At 71.2% G+C, this 18,809-nt stretch carries 16 protein-coding genes; 8 read left to right on the forward strand and 8 right to left on the reverse strand.

Going from position 1 to position 18,809, the window contains the following annotated elements:
• The first annotated feature begins 98 nt into the window (after positions 1 to 98).
• Positions 99 to 2,453 carry an arylsulfatase gene (locus tag K0817_RS15250; protein ID WP_219982484.1) on the forward strand — a complete coding sequence of 785 codons (2,355 nt, stop codon included), beginning with the start codon at positions 99 to 101 and terminating at the stop codon, positions 2,451 to 2,453.
• A gap of 81 nt (positions 2,454 to 2,534) precedes the next feature.
• Here the strand turns inward: K0817_RS15250 and K0817_RS15255 are convergent, their stop codons facing one another.
• Together K0817_RS15255 and helR are read right to left on the reverse strand one after the other, a co-directional pair.
• On the reverse strand, positions 2,535 to 2,876 hold the full coding sequence (locus K0817_RS15255; RefSeq protein WP_219982485.1) for a hypothetical protein: 342 nt from the start codon (positions 2,874 to 2,876) through the stop codon (positions 2,535 to 2,537).
• A gap of 63 nt (positions 2,877 to 2,939) precedes the next feature.
• Positions 2,940 to 5,099: an RNA polymerase recycling motor ATPase HelR gene (helR, locus tag K0817_RS15260; RefSeq protein ID WP_219982486.1), complete on the reverse strand. Its 2,160-nt coding sequence runs from the start codon at positions 5,097 to 5,099 to the stop codon at positions 2,940 to 2,942.
• 196 nt (positions 5,100 to 5,295) lie between these two features.
• Here helR and K0817_RS15265 point away from each other — a divergent pair, with 196 nt between their 5' ends.
• From K0817_RS15265 to panB, 3 genes are read left to right on the forward strand one after another with little or no spacing between them, the layout of a single operon-like run.
• A complete protein-coding gene (locus tag K0817_RS15265; protein ID WP_219982487.1) occupies positions 5,296 to 6,051 on the forward strand; it encodes a Rossmann-like and DUF2520 domain-containing protein in 756 nt (251 codons plus the stop codon).
• Positions 6,048 to 6,899, forward strand: coding sequence for a pantoate--beta-alanine ligase (panC, locus tag K0817_RS15270; protein WP_219982489.1), 852 nt, complete (start codon positions 6,048 to 6,050; stop codon positions 6,897 to 6,899). Before K0817_RS15265 ends, panC begins: the two co-directional genes overlap by 4 nt.
• The gene (gene panB, locus K0817_RS15275; RefSeq protein ID WP_219982490.1) at positions 6,896 to 7,756 is read left to right on the forward strand and encodes a 3-methyl-2-oxobutanoate hydroxymethyltransferase; all 861 of its coding nucleotides are present in this window, start codon (positions 6,896 to 6,898) and stop codon (positions 7,754 to 7,756) included. Before panC ends, panB begins: the two co-directional genes overlap by 4 nt.
• Before the next feature lie 83 nt (positions 7,757 to 7,839).
• Here the strand turns inward: panB and K0817_RS15280 are convergent, their stop codons facing one another.
• Together K0817_RS15280 and K0817_RS15285 are read right to left on the reverse strand one after the other, a co-directional pair.
• Complete coding sequence (locus K0817_RS15280; RefSeq protein WP_219982491.1) at positions 7,840 to 8,970, reverse strand: Gfo/Idh/MocA family protein; 1,131 nt, start codon at positions 8,968 to 8,970, stop codon at positions 7,840 to 7,842.
• Positions 8,970 to 9,794, reverse strand: coding sequence for a sugar phosphate isomerase/epimerase (locus K0817_RS15285; protein ID WP_219982492.1), 825 nt, complete (start codon positions 9,792 to 9,794; stop codon positions 8,970 to 8,972). Before K0817_RS15285 ends, K0817_RS15280 begins: the two co-directional genes overlap by 1 nt.
• 100 nt (positions 9,795 to 9,894) lie before the next feature.
• Between K0817_RS15285 and K0817_RS15290 the strand changes: the two genes are divergently transcribed.
• Entirely contained in the window at positions 9,895 to 10,518 is a 624-nt protein-coding gene (locus tag K0817_RS15290) for a TetR/AcrR family transcriptional regulator (protein WP_219982493.1), read from the forward strand.
• On the opposite strand, the gene K0817_RS15295 is transcribed toward K0817_RS15290, so the two are convergent.
• The 4 genes from K0817_RS15295 to K0817_RS15310 form a co-directional block, all read right to left on the reverse strand.
• Positions 10,510 to 11,619 carry a YbdK family carboxylate-amine ligase gene (locus K0817_RS15295; RefSeq protein WP_219982495.1) on the reverse strand — a complete coding sequence of 370 codons (1,110 nt, stop codon included), beginning with the start codon at positions 11,617 to 11,619 and terminating at the stop codon, positions 10,510 to 10,512. The two genes, K0817_RS15290 and K0817_RS15295, sit on opposite strands and share 9 nt — an antisense overlap.
• A gap of 162 nt (positions 11,620 to 11,781) precedes the next feature.
• The gene (locus K0817_RS15300; protein ID WP_219982496.1) at positions 11,782 to 12,174 is read right to left on the reverse strand and encodes a PPOX class F420-dependent oxidoreductase; all 393 of its coding nucleotides are present in this window, start codon (positions 12,172 to 12,174) and stop codon (positions 11,782 to 11,784) included.
• A gap of 142 nt (positions 12,175 to 12,316) precedes the next feature.
• On the reverse strand, positions 12,317 to 13,069 hold the full coding sequence (locus K0817_RS15305; protein WP_219982497.1) for a YidC/Oxa1 family membrane protein insertase: 753 nt from the start codon (positions 13,067 to 13,069) through the stop codon (positions 12,317 to 12,319).
• Between the two features lie 105 nt (positions 13,070 to 13,174).
• Positions 13,175 to 13,504 carry a DUF6412 domain-containing protein gene (locus tag K0817_RS15310; RefSeq protein WP_253735429.1) on the reverse strand — a complete coding sequence of 110 codons (330 nt, stop codon included), beginning with the start codon at positions 13,502 to 13,504 and terminating at the stop codon, positions 13,175 to 13,177.
• Between the two features lie 136 nt (positions 13,505 to 13,640).
• Here K0817_RS15310 and K0817_RS15315 point away from each other — a divergent pair, with 136 nt between their 5' ends.
• The 3 genes from K0817_RS15315 (at position 13,641) to K0817_RS15325 (ending at position 18,526) form a co-directional block, all read left to right on the forward strand.
• Positions 13,641 to 15,743, forward strand: coding sequence for a RecQ family ATP-dependent DNA helicase (locus K0817_RS15315; RefSeq protein ID WP_219982498.1), 2,103 nt, complete (start codon positions 13,641 to 13,643; stop codon positions 15,741 to 15,743).
• Positions 15,744 to 16,319: 576 nt separating this feature from the next.
• A complete protein-coding gene (locus K0817_RS15320; RefSeq protein ID WP_253735430.1) occupies positions 16,320 to 17,369 on the forward strand; it encodes a pyridoxal-phosphate dependent enzyme in 1,050 nt (349 codons plus the stop codon).
• Positions 17,366 to 18,526, forward strand: a complete 1,161-nt coding sequence (locus K0817_RS15325; RefSeq protein WP_219982499.1) for a cystathionine gamma-synthase — start codon at positions 17,366 to 17,368, stop codon at positions 18,524 to 18,526. Before K0817_RS15320 ends, K0817_RS15325 begins: the two co-directional genes overlap by 4 nt.
• The last annotated feature ends 283 nt before the right edge of the window (positions 18,527 to 18,809 follow it).

Below are 18,809 nucleotides of genomic sequence, written 5' to 3' on the forward strand. Positions count from 1 at the left end.
TATTTCAGATGATGCGATGCGTGCCGGGCCGTCGCTAGGGTTGCGACCAGACGGCGAGCCGGCTGACCGGCGACTGCCCGGCGACGAAGGGGAACGACATGACGGATGACGCGCGCACCTCGATCGTGGGGGCACCGCTCCCGCCCGCCAGGACGCTCCCCTTTCCACCCAAGGCCTCGGGCAGCATCGCGGGCCGGACTCTCGCCGAATCGACGTACTCGCCTCTGCCCCCGCAGAGTCACCTCGGTGAGGACGCCCCCAACATCCTCGTCATCCTCATCGATGACGCCGGTCCGGCGCTGCCGGCACCGCTCGGCGGGGCGGTCAACACCCCCACGCTCGGCCGTATCCGCGAAGAAGGCATCGGGTTCAACCGGTTCCACACCACGGCGATGTGCTCGCCGACGCGAGCGGCGCTGCTGACCGGTCGCAACCACCACCGGGTCGGGAACGGCCAGATCGCGGAGCTCGCCAACGATTGGGACGGGTACTCGGGACATATCCCGAAGAGCAGTGCCACGGTCGCGGAGGTGCTGCGCAACTACGGCTACTCGACGGGCGCGTGGGGCAAGTGGCACAACACTCCTGCAGAGGAGACGACGGTGGCCGGTCCGTTCGACCGGTGGCCGACCGGCTACGGCTTCGAGTACTTCTACGGCTTCCTCGCGGGCGAGGCGTCGCAGTACGAACCCAACCTCGTGCGCAACACGACGAGCGTGCTCCCGCCCAAGACGCCCGAAGAGGGCTACCACCTGAGCGAGGACATCGCCGACGACGCGATCGGGTGGCTGCGCAACCACAAGGCGCTCTCGCCCGACAAGCCGTTCTTCATGTACTGGGCCACCGGCGCCATCCACGGGCCGCACCACATCATGAAGGAGTGGTCCGACAAGTACAAGGGCGCCTTCGACGACGGCTGGGACGTCTATCGGGAGCGCGCGCTGGAGGGCGCGAAAGCGGCGGGCTGGGTTCCCGACAGCGCCGTGCTGACGCCGCGACCTGACAACCTGCAGGGCTGGGACGACATCCCCGACGACCAGAAGCCGTTCCAAGCCCGGCTCATGGAGGTGTGCGCCGGCTTCGGCGAGCACGCGGACGTGCAGGCGGGGCGTCTCGTCGACACCCTGGAAGAGCTGGGCTACGCCGACAACACGCTCGTCGTCTACATCTGGGGCGACAACGGCTCATCGGGCGAGGGTCAGAACGGCACGATCAGCGAGCTGCTCGCTCAGAACATGATCCCCACCACGATCGAGCAGCACTTGGCGGCCCTCGAGGAGCTCGGCGGGCTCGACGCGCTGGGCACCCCCGCGACCGACAACCAGTACCACGCCGGGTGGGCGTGGGCGGGCTCGACGCCGTACCAGGGCATGAAGCTCATGGCCTCCCACCTGGGCGGGACGCGCAACCCGATGTTCATGCGCTGGCCGGAGCGCATCGCGCCCGAAATGAAACCACGCACGCAGTTCCACCATGTCATCGACCTCGTGCCGACGATCTACGAGGTGCTCGGGATCTCGCACCCCGAGAGCGTGAACGGCATCCACCAGGATCCGATCGACGGTACGAGCCTCGCGTATGCGGTGGACGATCCGTCCGCCGAGGGACGTCACCGCACGCAGTACTTCGAGATCATGGCGAGCCGCTCGATCTACTCGGACGGCTGGATCGCCTCGTCGACCGGGCCTCGCCTCCCCTGGGTGCCCGGGGCGCCTCCCGGCATCGCAACGTGGACGCCCGACCACGACGTGTGGGAGCTCTACCACCTCGACGAGGACTGGAGCCAGGCGCATGACCTCGCAGCCGAGAATCCGCAGAAGCTCGCCGACCTGAAGGAACTCTTCGCGATCGAAGCCGCCAAGAACGAGGTGCTCCCGGTCGGCGCGGGGCTGTGGGTGCCCGTCTATCACCCGGAGTACCGCATCGCGGTGCCGTACACGCAGTGGGAGATGGGCGGCGACACCGTGCGCGTACCCGAGTTCTGCGCGCCCGCTCTGGGGAACAAGCCCAACGTCGTGACGATCAACGCCACCGTGCCCGAGAACGCGAACGGCGTGCTCTACAAGCTCGGCGGGGCCGGCGGCGGCCTGACCTGCTTCATCGTCGACGGGGTGCTCACATACGAGTACAACCTGTTCCTCGTGCAGCGCACCACGATCGCGGCATCCGAACCATTGCGCGCGGGCGACGCGACGATCGAGGTCGAGACCGCCTATGTCGAGCCCCGGCCCGGCGGGCCGCTCAGCGTGACGCTGCGCGTCAACGGGAAGGAGGTCGGCTCGGGGGTCGTCCCCGTGAGCGCGCCGCTGCTGTTCTCGGCCAACGACTGCCTCGACATCGGCCGGGCCTACGGCGGCGCCGTCTCGCGTGCGTACGTCGACAAGATGCCGTTCGCGTTCGAGGGCGACATCTCGAAGGTGCACATCGCCTACGCGATGCCGCAGGGGGCGTGACGGCGCAGGTTCAGCCGAAGGCGCCGAGGGATCGATGCCGCAAGGCAGATCGTCCTACACGGGAGCGAGCTTGCAAGCCATTCAGATGACGTCTGTCGTGGTGTCGGTCCAGGTCGGCTGGTCGGGCCACTCGTCGGCGATGACGGCGTGCGGCGTCAAGGCGCGGATCTTCGCCTCGAGATCTTCCACGGCCCCGGGGACCACCAGATCGGCGGGCTCCGTGTCGACATCCTGCGCCATGATCTGACTGGCCGGTCCGACGAGGACCAGCACCTTCGACTCTTCGCCGTTCTCCCCGAGAGCGGGAACCACGATCGTCTCGGCCTGCCCTACCCCGGCCAGCGCTTCGCTGTACCGCAGCAACGCCGCAGCGATGGCGTCGCCTGTCAGAAAGTCGCTTCCCGCATAGATGACCCGTTTCACAGGTACAGGTCTACGCCCTCCCGGCGCGATCCGACTTGGGGTTGTCTCCTCGCCGCGGACGCGCTAGCGATCCCGCGGCCCATGCAGCACCACCAGCCGCTGGGTTGCACGCGTCATGGCGACGTACCGGTCGACCGCGCCCTCGATGCCGGAACCGAACCGCTCGGGTTCGACCAGAACGACGAGGTCGAACTCGAGCCCCTTCGCAAGCTCCGGTGTCAGCGATCGCACCCTCTCGCGCCCGTCGAACGTCGCGTCGCCGATGACGCACGCGATGCCCTCGCCGTGCGCAGCGAGCCACTCGTCGAGGATCGCGTCCCGCTCCACGGTCGGCGCGTGCAAGACCGGAACGCCGCTCGATCGCACCGACGTCGGCACGTTGGCGTCGGGGATCGCGGCCCGGATCACCGGCTCGGCCTCGGCCATCACCTCGCTGGGCGTGCGGTAGTTGATCGTGAGCGATGCGAGCGACACGTCCGTCAGGCCGGCGTGCTCGAGACGCTCCTGCCACGTCTCACCGAAGCCGTGCCGCGCCTGCGCCCGGTCGCCGACGATCGTGAAGCTGCGCGACGGGCACCGGGCCAGCAGCATCCGCCATTCCGCATCGGTCAGCTCCTGCGCCTCGTCGACGATCACGTGGGCGAAGGGGCCGGCCAGCTGGTCGGGGTCGGCGCTGGGCAGCACCGCTTCGTCGACGAGGCTGTTGCGCAGGTCGTCGCCGTCCATCCACTGCAGCAGCTCGTCGCCTGACTCCTTGAGGCGCTCGATCACCTGGCCCATGTACTCGCGCTCGGTCGCGAGGGTGGCTTCGCGTTCGCGGCGCCGCCGGGATTCCGCCGGGTTGCCCAGCCGGCGCCGCGCGGCGTCGAGGAGCGGCAGGTCCGCGGTGGTCCACGGCGAGTCCGCGGGTCGCTGCAGGCTCTGGACCTGTTCTGCCGACAGCCACGGAGCGCACCGGCGCAGGTAGGCCGGCACCGACCAGAGGTCTGAGACGACGACGGATGCCTCCACCAGCGGCCACGCCCGGTTGAAGGTGGAGACGAGCTGCTCATGGCGCGCGAGTGCTCGACGCAGCTGGTGCAGCGGCACCTCCTCGACGTCGACCTGGTCGCCGAGGATGTCGAGCACCGTCTCCCACACCTGGTCGCGCGCCTCGTTGTGCGGCGTCCCGGGTTCGGGGGAGTCGAACGCTTCCGCCCAGTCGTCCGGGCTCAGCCACAGGTCGGCCCACGGCGTCTCGACGAGAAGGCCCTTGACCGGCGGTTCCTCGTACAGCCCGACAGCGGGCTCGATCGCATCGACGAGGCGGGCGTCGGCCTTGAGCAGCGCCACCTCGGCGTCGGGCTCGGCTGCCGCCGCACCGCCCTCGGCGACGAGGTCGCGCAGCGTGCACGTCTGCACGCTCTCCTCGCCGAGGCTCGGCAGCACGTCGGCCACGTACGACAGATAGGCGGGGCTCGGGCCGACGAAGAGCACACCGCCGCGGCCTTCACCCAAGTGGGGGTCGGAGTACACGAGGTAGGCCGCCCGGTGCAGCGCGACGACGGTCTTGCCGGTTCCCGGACCGCCGTCGACGACGAGGGCGCCGCGTGACCCGGCGCGGATGATGGCGTCCTGGTCGGCCTGGATGGTGCCGAGTACATCCCGCATGTGTGGGGATCGGCTCGCGCCGAGGCTCGCGATGAAGGCGGACTGGTCATCGAGCGCGGCGTGGGGGACGGCGTCGTGCTCCAGCCCTTCGGGGGTGAAGACCTCGTCCCAGTAGTCGGTGACCCGCCCGCCGGTCCATCGGTAGCGCCGCCGGCTGATCAGCCCCATGGGCCGAGCATGCGTCGCGCCGAAGAAGGGCTCGGCCGCGGGCGTGCGCCAGTCCACGAGCAGGCGACGGCCCGCCGTGTCCGTGAGCCCGAATCGGCCGATGTAGACCGGCTCGCCATCGGCGGGCACGATGCGGCCGAGGCACGCGTCGAGGGTGAAACGGCGCAGTGCCCGCAGCCGGCCCGACAACCGGTGGATCTCGAGGTCGCGTTCGAGGGCCGCCTGCCCACCGCCGCCGGGCAGCCGGCGCACGGTCTCGAGGCGGTCGGAGAGCTCGGCGATCGAACGCTCGAGGCTCTCGGAGACGGCGGCGAAGTGCAGCTCGTCGTCGGCGATCAGTGCGGGATCGCCCTTGGCGGCGAGACGGGCAGGAAGCTGGAAAGGACTGATGAGGGCAGGGTTCATGGCATCGACTCCCGGGCGCAGGTGCGACGGTGACGCGTCGCGACCGACAAGTATGCGCCCCCGAGGGGCCCTTGCCGCAAGGCCCCCCTGTGCCGTTATCCTGGTAGTGGCAGGAGATGCCGTGACCCCGCGCCCCGAGCGCGGGGTATTTTTGTACGTGGTCCAGCCGGGCCGCGTACGACGGGAGGCGACGACGATGCCCGACCGTCCCCTCGCCCCGGCACGTCGCGTGCTCGACGGGTCGATCGCGGTCGTCGGCGCCGGCCGGGTCGGCGGCGCGATCACCGCCGCGCTGCAGGCTGCCGGCGCCGAGGTGCAGGGTCCGCTGGGTCGCGGTGCGACGGCGCGCGATGCCTCGATCGTGCTGCTGGCCGTGCCGGATGCCGAGATCCGTGCGGCTGCCGCGGCCCTGGCGCCGGGGCCTCTGGTGGGGCACTTCTCGGGAGCCACGCCGCTCGACCCGCTCGCTCCGCACGAGGCGTTCAGCATCCATCCGCTCCTCGCGATCACGGGACCGCAGGCCTCGTTCTCGAATGTCCCCGCCGCGATCGCCGGAGCGACGCCACGTGCCCTGGCCACGGCTGAAGCGCTCGCGACCACGCTGGGCATGCACCCCTTCCGGGTCGACGAAGCCGACCGCGCCGCCTATCACGCGGCGGCTTCGATCGCGTCGAACTTCCTCGTGACGCTCGAGGCGTTCGCCGAAGAACTCGCCGCGACGGCCGGCGTCGATCGCGACGCCCTTGTGCCACTGGTTCGCGCCACCGTGCAGAACTGGAGCGACCATGGTCCCGCGCACGCGCTCACCGGGCCGATCGCGCGCGGTGACGACGACACCGTCGCCCGCCAGCGCGCAGCCGTGGCCGAGCGGCTGCCGGAGCGCGTGGCGCTGTTCGACGCGTTGACCGACGCCACGCGTGCGCTCGCCGGCGGGCGAGAGGTCGCCTCGTGATCGTCGTCCGCACCGTCGCCGAGCTGCGCTCCGCCTTGCGCGAGTCGCGCGACGGCCGCATCGGATTCGTCGCCACGATGGGCGCGCTGCACGAGGGCCACGCGTCGCTGCTGCGCGCCGCCCGCGCCGACAGCGACACCGTCGTGATGTCGATCTTCGTCAATCCGACGCAGTTCGACGAGCAGGCCGACCTCGCGGCCTATCCCCGCACGGAAGAGGCCGACCTCGCCCTGGCGGCGGCCGAAGGCGTAGATGTGGTCTTCGCCCCGTCGGCCGCCGAGATGTACCCCGCCGGCTTCGCCACGACGGTGAGCATCACCGGTCCGATCGCCGAGACGCTCGAGGGCGCGCAGCGCGGCCGCGCACACTTCGACGGTGTCGCCACGATCGTCACCAAGCTCCTGCTCGCGGTGCTGCCCGACGCCGCCTACTTCGGCGCGAAGGACGCGCAGCAGGTGGGGGTGCTGCGACGGCTGGTCGCCGACCTGAACATCCCGGTGCAGCTCGTGGTGTGCCCCACGTCGCGCGACGACGACGGCCTGGCCCGCTCCAGCCGCAACGCGCGGCTCGGTGCCGACGAGCGTGCGCGGGCTCTCGCCATTCCCCGCGCGCTGCAGGAGGTGACGGATGCCTCGGCCTCCGGCATCCGGGATCCCGAGGTCTTGCGCAGCCGGGCCCTGGACGTCCTGGCCGAAGCTCTCATCGAGCTCGAGTACATCGCGATCGTCGACCCCGAGACGTTCGAGCCGATCACGGCCGTCGACGGCCAGGCGCTCGTGGCGATCGCCGCCCGCGTCGGGCGCACGCGCCTGATCGACAACACGCTTCTCACCCCCGGAGGTTCATGATGCGTCCACAGGTCACCCTCCGGCAGCTCGCCGAGATGAAGGCTGCCCGCGAGCCGATCGTCATGGTCACGGCCTACGACTTTCCGACGGCGCGCGTCGCGGACCGGGCCGAGGTCGACATGGTCCTGGTCGGCGACTCCGGCGCGCAGGTCGTGCTCGGCCACGACTCGACGGTCGCCGTCACCGTCGCCGAGATGCTCGTGCTCGCCGCGGCGGTGCGTCGCGGTGTGCGGTCGGCGTTCGTCGTGTGCGATGTGCCGTTCGGTTCGACCGAGGTCTCGGACGAGCAGGCGGTCACGACCGCGGTGCGCTTCGTCAAAGAAGCGGGGGCGGATGCCGTCAAGCTCGAGGGCGGCGGACCGTCGCGGCTCTCGCGCATCCGGGCGGTGGTCGCCGCCGGCATCCCGGTGGTCGCCCACATCGGGCTCACGCCGCAGACGGCGACGGCGCTCGGCGGGATGCGGGCGCAGGGCCGCACGACCGAGTCGGCGCAGCGGCTCGTACGCGAGGCGCTGGCCGTGCAGGACGCCGGGGCGAGCCTGCTCGTGATCGAGGCGGTGCCCGCCGAGGTCGTGGACGTGGTGCTGCCCGAGCTGCGGATCCCGGTGATCGGCATCGGCGCGGGCCCCGCCGACGGACAGGTGCTCGTGATGCACGACCTGCTCGGCATCACCGAGGGCAAGACCGCGGCCTTCGTGAAGCGCTATGCCGCCATCGGCGAGGCGATGGTGGACGGCGTCGCCGCTTACGCGCGCGAGGTGCGCGCGGGGGTCTTCCCGGCCGCCGAGCACGGGTACGCCGCGGCGCCGGAGGCGGTCGAGGCGGCCCGAGCCGCCCTCGCGCAGCCCGGAGACTGACGCGGGCGGCCGGACCGCGGGACCGCCGAGCCGCCGGGCCGCGGGTCGCCCGGCCTGCGCCGCACGAAAACCGGATCCTGGCGTCAGAGGGTCGCGGCGTGCGGGTCGAAATCGGCGGTGAGCGCCCCGACCTCGTCGACGGTGCTCTCGACGCTCACGAAGGTGCGCGTCTCGGCGGCTTCCTCGATCGCGAGCAGCGTGTCGAGCACGTGGTAGCCGAAGTCGCCGGTGGCCACATGCGGGCGGCCGTCGCGGATCGAGCGCGCCATGTCGAGCACACCCAGACCACGCCCGACGAGCACGCCCTCCTGCGGCACCTCGAACACGTCCTGCACGACCGGCTCGGGCGGCACGACCATCTTCTTCAGCGGCCTGGTGATGGTGATGGGCCCGCCGAAGGTGTTCGGGTCGGGGATCACGAGGGTGCCCTCCGTGCCGGTGATCTCGACGATGCCGTGGCGGTACAGCGGCGAGTCGGTGCTGTAGAGGCTCTGCGCCTGCCCACCCTGCTCGAAGTCCATGAGCACCGACAGCGTCGACGGGATCTCCACCGGGAACTCCTGGCCGATCAGCTCACCGACCTGCACGCGGCGGCTCGGCGTGCCCTGAAGGCCCAGTGCCGCAACGGCGGCGACCGGACCGAACACGTGCACGAGCGCCGAGACGTAGTACGGGCCCATGTCCAGCAGCGGTCCGCCGCCCTTGGCGTACAGGAACGCCGGGTTCGGGTGGAAGATCTCCGGTCCCTGCCACTGGAACGTCGTCTGGGCGAAGAGCGGCCGCCCGATGTCGCCGCGTGCGATGGCGCGCTTGGCGGTCTGCACTCCGGGGCCGAGGACGGTGTCGGGCGCGACGCCGACGCGCAGGCCGGCGGCATCCGCCTTCGACAGCAGGCGCTGCGACTCCTCACGGTCGATGCCGATCGGCTTCTCGGTCCACACGTGCTTGCCGGCGGCGAGGATCGCCTCGGACACCTCGACGTGCACCGCCGGGATCGTGAGGTTCACGACGATGTCGATGTCGGGGTCGTCGAGCACGACGTCGACACCACCGGCGCGCGGCACGTCGTACTTGGCCGCCTGCGCGCGGGCACGGTCCTCGAGCAGGTCGCCGACCGCGAGCACGCGCACGTCGGGGAAGGTCGTGAGGTTCCGCAGGTACTGGTCGCTGATGTTGCCGGCGCCGATGAGGCCGACTCCGATCGGGGCGCCCATCAGGCGGCCGCCTTGTCGCCGTCGAGGCTGAGCCCGTCCAAGAACATGCGGCTCTGCTCGATCGCGTTGTAGAGGTCGCCGGGGAAGTGGTCGAACTCGACGATGGCGACTTCGAGGGCGGATGCCGCAGCCAGCGCCTCGCGCAGCGGCACGACACCCTGCCCGGCGGGCACCTGGTCGGCTGGGGGATACGCGGCGATCGCCTCGGGGTCGAGGGTGCCGTCCTTGACGTGCACGGCGATCACGCGGTCGCCGAGCGTGCGCAGCAGCGACACCGGGTCGACACCCGCGCGCGCGACCCAGTACAGGTCGACCTCGAGCACGACGCGCGGATCGAGCAGATCGGCGAGCACCTCGAGACCCGTCTTGCCGTCGAAGGTCGCTTCGAGCTCGTGCGCGTGATTGTGGTAGCCGACACGGATGCCGCGGCCGGCCCCGATCTCGGCGGCGGCGTTGAGCAGCCGGGCGGTCTCTTCGATCTGCGCGACCTGCTCCCACCGTGCCGGCGCGGTGTAGGGGTCGATCACCGTCGTCATGCCGAGCGTCTCGGCGGCGTCGAAGACGACGTCGGGTGCTGGCACGGGGACGGTGGTTCCACTGCCGTCCGGATTGACGAACGAAGTCGAGGCCAGGAATGCGTGACCGGTCGGAGCGACCAGCCCGTGAGCGCGAAGGGCGGCCGCGAGCGGCTCGGCACGACGTACGAAGTCGTACGGCTCCACCGCCGTGAACCCGCGAGCGGCGACGGCGGCGAGTGTCGCGTCGAGGTCGGCCTCGAGTGCCGCATTGACGGTGAACAGCTGGATGGATGTCTGGACCGGCATCGGTCGCGCTCCTTCGTGGTCGTCGATGACGCGTGGCGTTTCGCCCCGCCCGGCCACCGTAGCACGCAAAACCTCCATGTGGAGGTTTTGCGTGGGTAGGATGGCCGTCATGTCTGACGAGCCCGCCTCACCCCCGCGGGGGTCCTACGCGAAGGGCGTCGCGCGCAGGCAGGAGATCCTCGATCGCGCCATCGAGGTCTTCGCGCGCCGCGGCTCTGACCGGACCAGCCTGCGCGCCATCGCCGAGGAGGTCGGCGTCACCCATGCCGCGCTCCGTCACTACTTCGGCTCTCTCGAGGAGCTGCTCGTCGCGGTGTATCGCGAGTCCGAGCGCCGCGGCAGAATCCCTGAACACGACGATCCGGAAGTGACGCCCATAGAGCTGATGCGCGGGTGGACCGAGTCCAATCGCGAGGTTCAGGGGCTGGTGCAGTTGTACTCGACCCTCGTGGCCACGGCGCTCGAAGAAGGGCATCCGGCAGCGCGGGAGTTCGCGACGGAGCGCTTCTCACACAATCGAGCCGAGCTCGCCGAGCGCGTCCGGCGCAACCAGCGCTCCGGCCGCATCCGCGCCGACGTCGACGCCCTGGCGGTCGCGGCGCTGGTGATCGCGGCATCCGACGGCCTGCAGACCCAGTGGCTGCTCGACCCCGACGCGCCGCAAGATGCCGCGCTCGCTCTCCTCGAGCTGCTGTTGGCGGCTCCCGGCGACACGTCAGGCTGAAAGCCCGGTGGAACTTCCCGCGCCGGCGAGCTCCTGGCGATACAACATGGCGAGCCGTCCGAGCCCGGCGGTGCCGGCACGCCGCTGACGCGTGGCGCCGGGACCGTCGCGGATCGTCCTCCGCACGAACTCGTCGACAAGCTCCCCTTCCGCGCGATCGGCAAGGTGCGGGCGGATGCGTTCGTCGAGCGCACGCACCACCTCGCGCGCGGGAACCACTCGCCCCGAGAACGGGTGGACGAGTGTGGCGCTCACCCCGAACCGCGCAGCGTGCCAGAGCGCGGCATCCGTCAGATCCATCGCCGCGGAGAGCCGATGACGGGTCTCGGGAGCCGTCGGGAGATCGGCGGATGCAACGAGGGCACGCGTGATCGCGGCCAGTGCAACGCTCGAGCGGGGATCGAGCTGTGCATCGAACACGCGCACCTCGACCGTCGGATAGCGGGCCGACAGCCGCACGTTCCAGTTGATCGTGCCCGGATCGGACGTCGCACCGATGCCCCGCAGCGCCCGTCGCGCGGCCTCATGCTCGGCGGCATCGCGGAAGAAGGGCGGAGCGCCGTAGGTGGTCCAGCGACGGCTGTGGATCGCACGCCAGCTCTCGAACCCGGTGTCTTCGCCGTGCCAGTACGGCGAGTTCGACGACAGAGCGAGGAGGGTCGGCAGCCACACGCGCAGCGTGTTCGACGCGCGCACGCCCGACTCGGCGTCGGGGATGCCGACGTGCACGTGCAGTCCGTTGATCTGATGATCCGGGGTGACCCCCGCGATGTCGGCCGCGATGTGCGCGTAGCGGATGTCGGCGCTGACCTCGGGGCGCGGCACGGTGCGGAACGGTGTGCCCGTGCCGGCGGCGACGAGCCCCTCCGCCCCGGCCCACGCCGCCAGCGACCGCCGGAATCCCCACACAGCATCCAGCGCTTCTGTCGCCGACGCGAACACCGGCGAGGCGAACTCGATCTGCGACGGGAAGAACTCCTTGCCGACCGCCCCTCGCGCACCGCTCAGCGCCGCGATGGCCTCCGGTGCCCGATCCACCGCGGTGAGGGTGTGCGGATCGAGCAGCACGAACTCCTCCTCGATCCCGAACGTCGGTTCCACCCGTGCCCTCCGTCCGTCAGCGTCACTGAGAAGACTCTCGCAGGAGCGGTCTGCGGGCGGAACGTGCTTGACAGCGGCGCGAGAGTCCCGCCCGGTTGGAGCCGCTCACTTTGCCGCCGACCGCCCCGAATCGGTGCCACGTGCGCGATTCGGAGGCCGTGGTCAGGAAAGCAGGCCCGCCGAGCCCATGACGTGCGTCGGCTCGATCCGGATCACGACGCGCCGCGGATTCACGCGGGGCGGGCGGTAGCGCATTGTGTAGAGCGCCTCGGCGTGGGCGACCGCCTCGGGATCGCGCTGGATCGTGGCGTGTCCGGCGATGCTCAGCCAGCGGGCGCCGGCGACCTGCGCCACGGTGGCCCGTGCGTCCCGCTCGACATTGCGCACCTTCTGGCTCTCGCCCGACGTGATCACGCGCACGATGCCGTCGTGGACGGTGAACCCGACCGCGACGACGTGGATCGACCCGTCGCGCCGCATCGTCGACAGGGTCGCGAGGTGCCGATCCGCGACGAACGCGAGGCCGTCGGCCGTCAGGGATTGGAGGCTGCGCATCCGTCCATCCTCGCGCACGGGCCCACGGCCGCCGGTCATCCGTGCACAGAATCGGAGGTCGGAGCCGACACGCCGGCTGCGGCCCGGGACCGCCGGCGTGGCGGGCAGAAGCTCCGATCCTGTGCACGCGGCGCGCCGCCCATCACGCCCGAGCAAGGGGATAGATCCGGCGCAGCACGACCCGCTGCGCCAGCGTCCAGGCGACCGTCGTCGCGAGGTAGAGGGCGGCGGCGAGCGGCACGAACATCGCGAACACCGCGGTCGTGAACTGCAGGGCTCCGGCGACTCGGGCCATGCCCGCGCCCGCCAGAGGCGAGGCATCCGGTGCGTCGTCGATCGGGGGCCGGAACGCACGCCGCGTGATCTCGGCCACGACGACGATCACGGCGAGGACCCCGGCGAACACCGCCAGCGTGGCCGCTGTCGGTGCGCCGGCGGCGATGACGCCGACCAGGCTCGCGCCCAACGGCACGCCGAGAAGCTGCTCGGTGAGCAGGGCGTTCGCGTGCCCCGCGATCGACGCGCGCAGGAACAGCGTGTAGACGATCGCGATCACCGGAGCCTGCGTCAGCATCGGCAGGCAGCCGGCCAGCGGCGAGGCCTTCTCGTCGGCGTAGAGCTTCATGGTCTCGCGCTGCAGGCGCTCGCGATCACGCTTGTGGCGCTGCTGCAGCGCCTTCAGCTTCGGCGCGAGGCGGCTGCGCGTCTGCTCCGCTTTCGCCTGCGCCACCCCCGCCGGGATGAGGGCGGCGCGCACCAGGAGGGTCAGCAGGATGACGGATGCCGCGGCCGCGGCCGATCCCGCGAGAGGTTCGAGCAGCGAGGCCAGGCTCATGAGCCCGGCGTAGGCCGCGTCGAGGATCGCGGCGACAGGGGGGAAGGCGTAGAGGTCCAAGGAGGTGTCCGTTCGTCGGTGGCGGGTCGTGGCGTATGGCCACGACGGCACCGGCGGACACGGCGGATCCCGCGCTCGCACGAGCGGGGACGACGTGGGGTCGGGCTACGCGGCCGAGGCCGCGGCTCCCGGTGCCCGCGGACGGGAGTGACCCGGGGCATCCGGGTGACTCTCGGTCAGGCGGGTGAAGTCGGCGATCGCCCGTCGCGGGTGCGCCGCCGCGGCGCTCGAACCGGCCGGTGCGACGACGAGCGTCAGCGCGACGGCCAGGAGCGCCATCGCCGCGAGCGCGGCGGCAGCGGCGGTAGCCGCAGCCACCGTGAGGAGACCGGCTCCGGGGGCGGCCGCGGTCGCGACGACCTCGGCGGCGGGCCGGAGTACGGCCGCGACGACCTCGACCAGGAGGCGCAGCATGAGGCCGATCGACTCGATCACGCGCACCCCCTCTCGACCCGATCACGCTAACACGGGCTCCTCCCCAGGTTCCGGGGAACCTGCCGCTGAGGGCCAGGCATGCACGAATGCGTGCATCGGTCACCCCTTGTCCGGGGGATGAGGCAGGGTGGAGGTCGTGACAGCCGTGACCACGACCCGAACCGAGGCCCTCGAAGTTCTCCGAGCGCTCGTGGGTCGCGAAGACGCCGACTTCCACGACGGTCAGTTCGAGGCGATAGAAGCCCTCGTCGATGAGCGGCGCCGCGCGCTGGTCGTGCAGCGCACCGGGTGGGGAAAGTCCGCGGTTTATTTCGTGGCGACGCTGCTGCTGCGTCGGCGCGGCGCCGGTCCGACCGTGCTGGTGTCGCCTCTCCTGGCGCTCATGCGCGACCAGATCGCCGCCGCCGCGCGGGCCGGTGTGCGGGCGGTGGCCATCAACTCCACCAACGCGCACGAGTGGCGCGACGTGCTCGCGCAGCTCGACGCCGACGAGGTCGATGTGCTGCTGGTCTCGCCCGAACGGCTCAACAACCCGTCTTTCCGAGACGAGCAGCTGCCGCAGCTGGTTCCGCGCATCGGGCTGCTCGTGGTCGACGAGGCGCACTGCATCAGCGACTGGGGCCACGATTTCCGGCCGGACTACCGGCGGCTGCGCGATCTGATCGGGCGGATGCCGGAGGGTGTGCCCGTGCTCGCGACGACGGCCACGGCCAACAGCCGCGTCGTCGCCGATGTCGCGGAGCAGCTGGGCGCCGGGGGTGCGGACGTGCTGACCATCCGCGGCCCGCTCGCGCGCACGTCACTGCGACTGGGGGTGCTGCGCCTTCCGAACGCTCCGAGCCGGCTGGCGTGGCTGCTCAGCCATCTGCGCGAACTCCCGGGCTCGGGCATCATCTACACGCTGACCGTCGCGGCGGCGAACGACACCGCGCGACTGCTGCGGGACCACGGCTACGACGTCCGCGCCTACACCGGGCAGACCGACACCGACGAGCGCGAGGAGTCCGAGGCGCTGCTGAAGGGCAACCGCGTCAAGGCTCTCGTCGCCACGAGCGCCCTGGGCATGGGGTTCGACAAGCCCGACCTCGGCTTCGTCGTGCATCTCGGGGCGCCGTCGTCGCCGGTGTCGTACTACCAGCAGGTGGGTCGCGCCGGCCGGGCCACGGCATCCGCCGACGTCCTGCTTCTCCCCGGCGCCGAAGACCGCGACATCTGGCACTACTTCGCGACGGCGTCGATGCCCGACCGCGACCGTGCCGAGCGGGTTCTCACGGCACTCTCGGCGTCGTCCGGCCCGATGTCGACGCCGGCGCTCGAGGCGACGGTCGACATCCGGCGTACACCGCTCGAGCTGCTGCTGAAGGTGCTCGACGTCGACGGCGCGGTCGCCCGCGTGCAGGGCGGCTGGATCGCGACGGGCTCGCCGTGGGTCTACGACGACGAGCGCTATCGCCGTATCGCGGCCGAGCGGGTCGCCGAGCAGCAGCACATGATCGAGTACGAAGAGACATCGGCGTGCCGCATGGAGTTCCTGCAGCGCTCGCTCGACGACGACTCCGCCGCCCCGTGCGGCCGGTGCGACAACTGCGCGGCGGCCTGGTATCCGTCGGCGCTGGGTGCGGAGGCGACGGATGCCGCGGCCACGGCTCTCGATCGCGTCGGCGTCGCGATCGAGCCGCGGCGGCAGTGGCCCACGGGTGCGGACCGTCTCGGTGTGCCCGTCAAAGGCCGCATCGCGGCGGAGGAGCAGGCGGTCGAAGGACGGGCGCTCGCCCGCCTGACCGACCTCGGCTGGGGCGGCACGCTGCGCGAGCTGTTCGCGGCCGGCGCGCCCGACCAGGCCGTCCCGCCCAACCTGCTGTCGGCGTGCGTGCGCGTGCTCGCTGAGTGGGGATGGGCCGAGCGACCGGTCGCGGTGGTCGCGATGCCGTCCCGATCGCGCCCGCTGCTGGTGGACTCGCTCGCCCGCGGCATCTCGGGGGTGGGGCGCCTGCCGTATCTCGGTGCGCTGGACCTCGTCGACGGGGGCCCGACGGGGCAGCCGGGCGGAAACAGCGCTTTCCGCCTCGCCGGGGTGTGGGGGCGCCTGACCGCCGCCGAGCTCGCGCTGCCCGAGGGGCCGGTGTTCCTGGTCGACGATGTGGTCGACAGTCGGTGGACGCTGGCTGTGGCGGCCCGCGAGCTGCGCCGGGCCGGGGCATCCGCTGTCCTGCCCTTCGCACTCGCCCTGCGGGGCTGAACTCTGCAGGTCGCGGCGGCGCGGATCGCCGGGCTGAGCTCTGCAGGTCGCGGCGGCGCGGATCGCCGGGCTGAGCTCGACGTCGCTGCACCGCAGGCTCGCGAATGCAGAGCTGCCCGATTGCCACCTCGGCCGCCGCTGGTTCGTGCCCGAGCGCGAGTTCCGCGGCACCTGCGCGCGTCCCGCCGGCACCTGCGCGTCGGCACGCGCGGGTCGGCGGCACCTGCGCGTCGGTCCGCGACGATTGCCCGCCGTGCGTCGGCGACGCGCGTGAGCAGCATCCCGTGCGGGTGACGTGAGGCTGCGGCCGGAACCTCCTGTCGACCGACGTCGCCCACAGGTCAACCGCGCCTCTACAGGAGGTTTTCACGCGTCTACGTCCTGTGGAAGGCCGGTTGACCTGCGGAAGGTCGCGGCATCCGTTCTCGACCTCACGCGCGCGCCCGTCTAGACTTGCCCGCGTGTTGACCTGTCGGTGTTGTCGCTCCTGCTGTTGAAGCCTCCGCTTCACCTCCTTCTCGCGACCCCCGTCAGATCCACCCGCGCACGAGCGCGGCAACACGTCAGGACTCATCTGTGCGTTACGCCAAGAGCGTGGCCGACCTCGTCGGCAACACCCCTCTCGTCCAGCTGACCCGCGTCACCGACGGCATTGCCGCGACGGTGCTCGCCAAGGTCGAGTACTTCAATCCCGGCGGATCGGCCAAGGACCGCATCGCCCGCCGCATCATCGACGCGGCCGAGCGCGACGGGCTGCTCAAGCCCGGAGGCACCATCGTCGAGCCGACCAGCGGCAACACCGGCGTGGGCCTGGCGCTTGTCGCGATCGAGCGCGGCTACCGCATGATCTTCGTGGTGCCCGACAAGTTCGAAGGCACCAAGGTCGACGTCCTGCGGGCGTACGGCGCGGAGGTGGTCGTCACCGATACGAGCGTGCCGCCCGAGGACCCGCGCTCGTACTACAGCGTCTCGGACCGGCTGGTGCGCGAGATCCCGGGCGCCTTCAAGCCCGACCAGTTCGCCAACCCGAACGGGCCGCTCAGCCACTACGAGACGACCGGTCCCGAGATCTGGCGCGACACCGACGGCCGCGTGACGCACTTCGTGGCCGGCATCGGCACCGGCGGCACGATCACCGGCACCGGCCGCTATCTGCACGAGGTGTCTGGCGGCGGCGTGCGCGTGATCGGCGCCGACCCGGAGGGGTCGATCTACTCCGGCGGGCCGATCCACGGCTACCTCGTCGAGGGCGTCGGCGAGGACTTCTGGCCAGGATCGTACGACCCGTCGGTGCCCGACCACATCCACCGCATCCCCGACGCCGAGTCGTTCGAGATGACCCGCCGCCTCGCGCGCGAGGAGGGGCTGCTCGTCGGTGGCTCGAGCGGCATGGCCGTCGTCGCCGCGCTGCGTGAGGCGCGCGACCTGCCCGCGGACGCGATCGTCGTGGTGCTGCTGCCCGACCACGGCCGGGGCTACCTCGACCGCTTGTACGACGACGCGTGGATGAGTGACCACGGCTTCGATCTCCCGGTCGTCGAGCAAGCGAGGAACGAGCGAGACGAAACGCCTGAGCTCGGCGGCTCCGGCCACAGCGCAACCCCCCACAAAGGAGACGACGCATGAGTGAGTCCACGACCGGCCGCGGCTTCGAGACCCGCGCCGTGCACGCCGGTCAGGCGTTCGACCCCACGACGGGTGCGGTCATCCCGCCCGTGCACTTCTCGACGACCTACGCGCAGGACGGCATCGGCGGGCTCCGCGAGGGGTACGAGTACGGCCGCAGCGGCAACCCGACACGCACTGCGCTCGAGTCGCAGCTCGCCGCGCTCGAGGGAGGCGCCCATGCGCTGTCGTTCGCATCGGGCCTCGCGGCCGAAGACGCCCTGCTTCGCGCAGTGTTGAAGCCCGGCGACGAGGTGCTGCTCGGCAACGACGTCTACGGCGGAACCTACCGTCTCATCGCACGAGTCCTCGGCGGCTGGGGGATCGGGGTGCGCGTCGTCGACATGAGCGATCTCGATGCCGTTCGTGCGGCGCTCGAGCTGCGCCCGGCGCAGATCGTGTGGGTCGAGACGCCCAGCAATCCGCTGCTGCGCATCACGGATATCGCCGGACTCGCACGCCTCGGACACGACGCCGGCGCGCTCGTGGTGGTCGACAACACGTTCGCGTCGCCCGCCCTGCAGCGACCTCTCGCGCTGGGCGCCGACGTCGTCGTGCACTCGACGACGAAGTACCTCGGCGGACACTCCGACGTCGTCGGCGGTGCGCTCGTGCTCAACGACGACGAGCTGTACGCCCAGACGAAGTTCCTGCAGTTCGCCGTCGGGGCGGTGTCAGGCCCGCTCGATGCGTGGCTCACCACGCGCGGCATCAAGACACTCGCCCTGCGCATGCAGCGGCACAGCGAGAACGCGCAGGCCGTGGCATCCTTCCTCGAAGGGCACTCCGCCGTCGCACGCGTGTACTATCCGGGACTCGTGTCGCACCCCGGACATGAGCTCGCGGCTGCGCAGATGAGCGGGTTCGGCGGGATCGTGTCGGTCGCGCTCGCGGATGCGGCATCCGCCCGCCGCTTCGCCGAGTCGACGCACCTGTTCCAGCTGGCGGAGTCGCTGGGCGGCGTCGAATCCCTCATGAACTACCCCGACGAGATGACCCACGCCTCGGTGCGTGGCACCGAGCTGGCCGTCCCGCCCGAGGTGGTGCGCCTCTCGGTCGGGATCGAGACCGCCGCCGACCTCATCGCCGATCTCGACGAGGCCCTCGCCCGCCTCTGACCCGCCCCCACCCCCACCTCCGACGCACCTCGCCCCCAACGCCCCCACCCCCAACGCCCCCTCGCCCCCGTCGCGGTTTCCGCGACCATGTCCCTTCTTCGCCGAGCATGGGGGTCTCACGCCGACCATGTGGGTTTCGCACCGACCATGTGAGACATGCTCGGTGCGAAACCGACATGGTCGCGGCACAAGGGACATGCTCGGTGCGAAACCGACATGGTCGCGGCGAGCCAGAGTGAGGAGGGAAGGGGAGGGGGGAGCAGAGGGAAGGCGGAAGGGGAGG

The sequence above is a fragment of the Microbacterium sp. HD4P20 genome (assembly GCF_019449275.2).
In the GTDB taxonomy this organism is placed as follows: domain Bacteria; phylum Actinomycetota; class Actinomycetes; order Actinomycetales; family Microbacteriaceae; genus Microbacterium.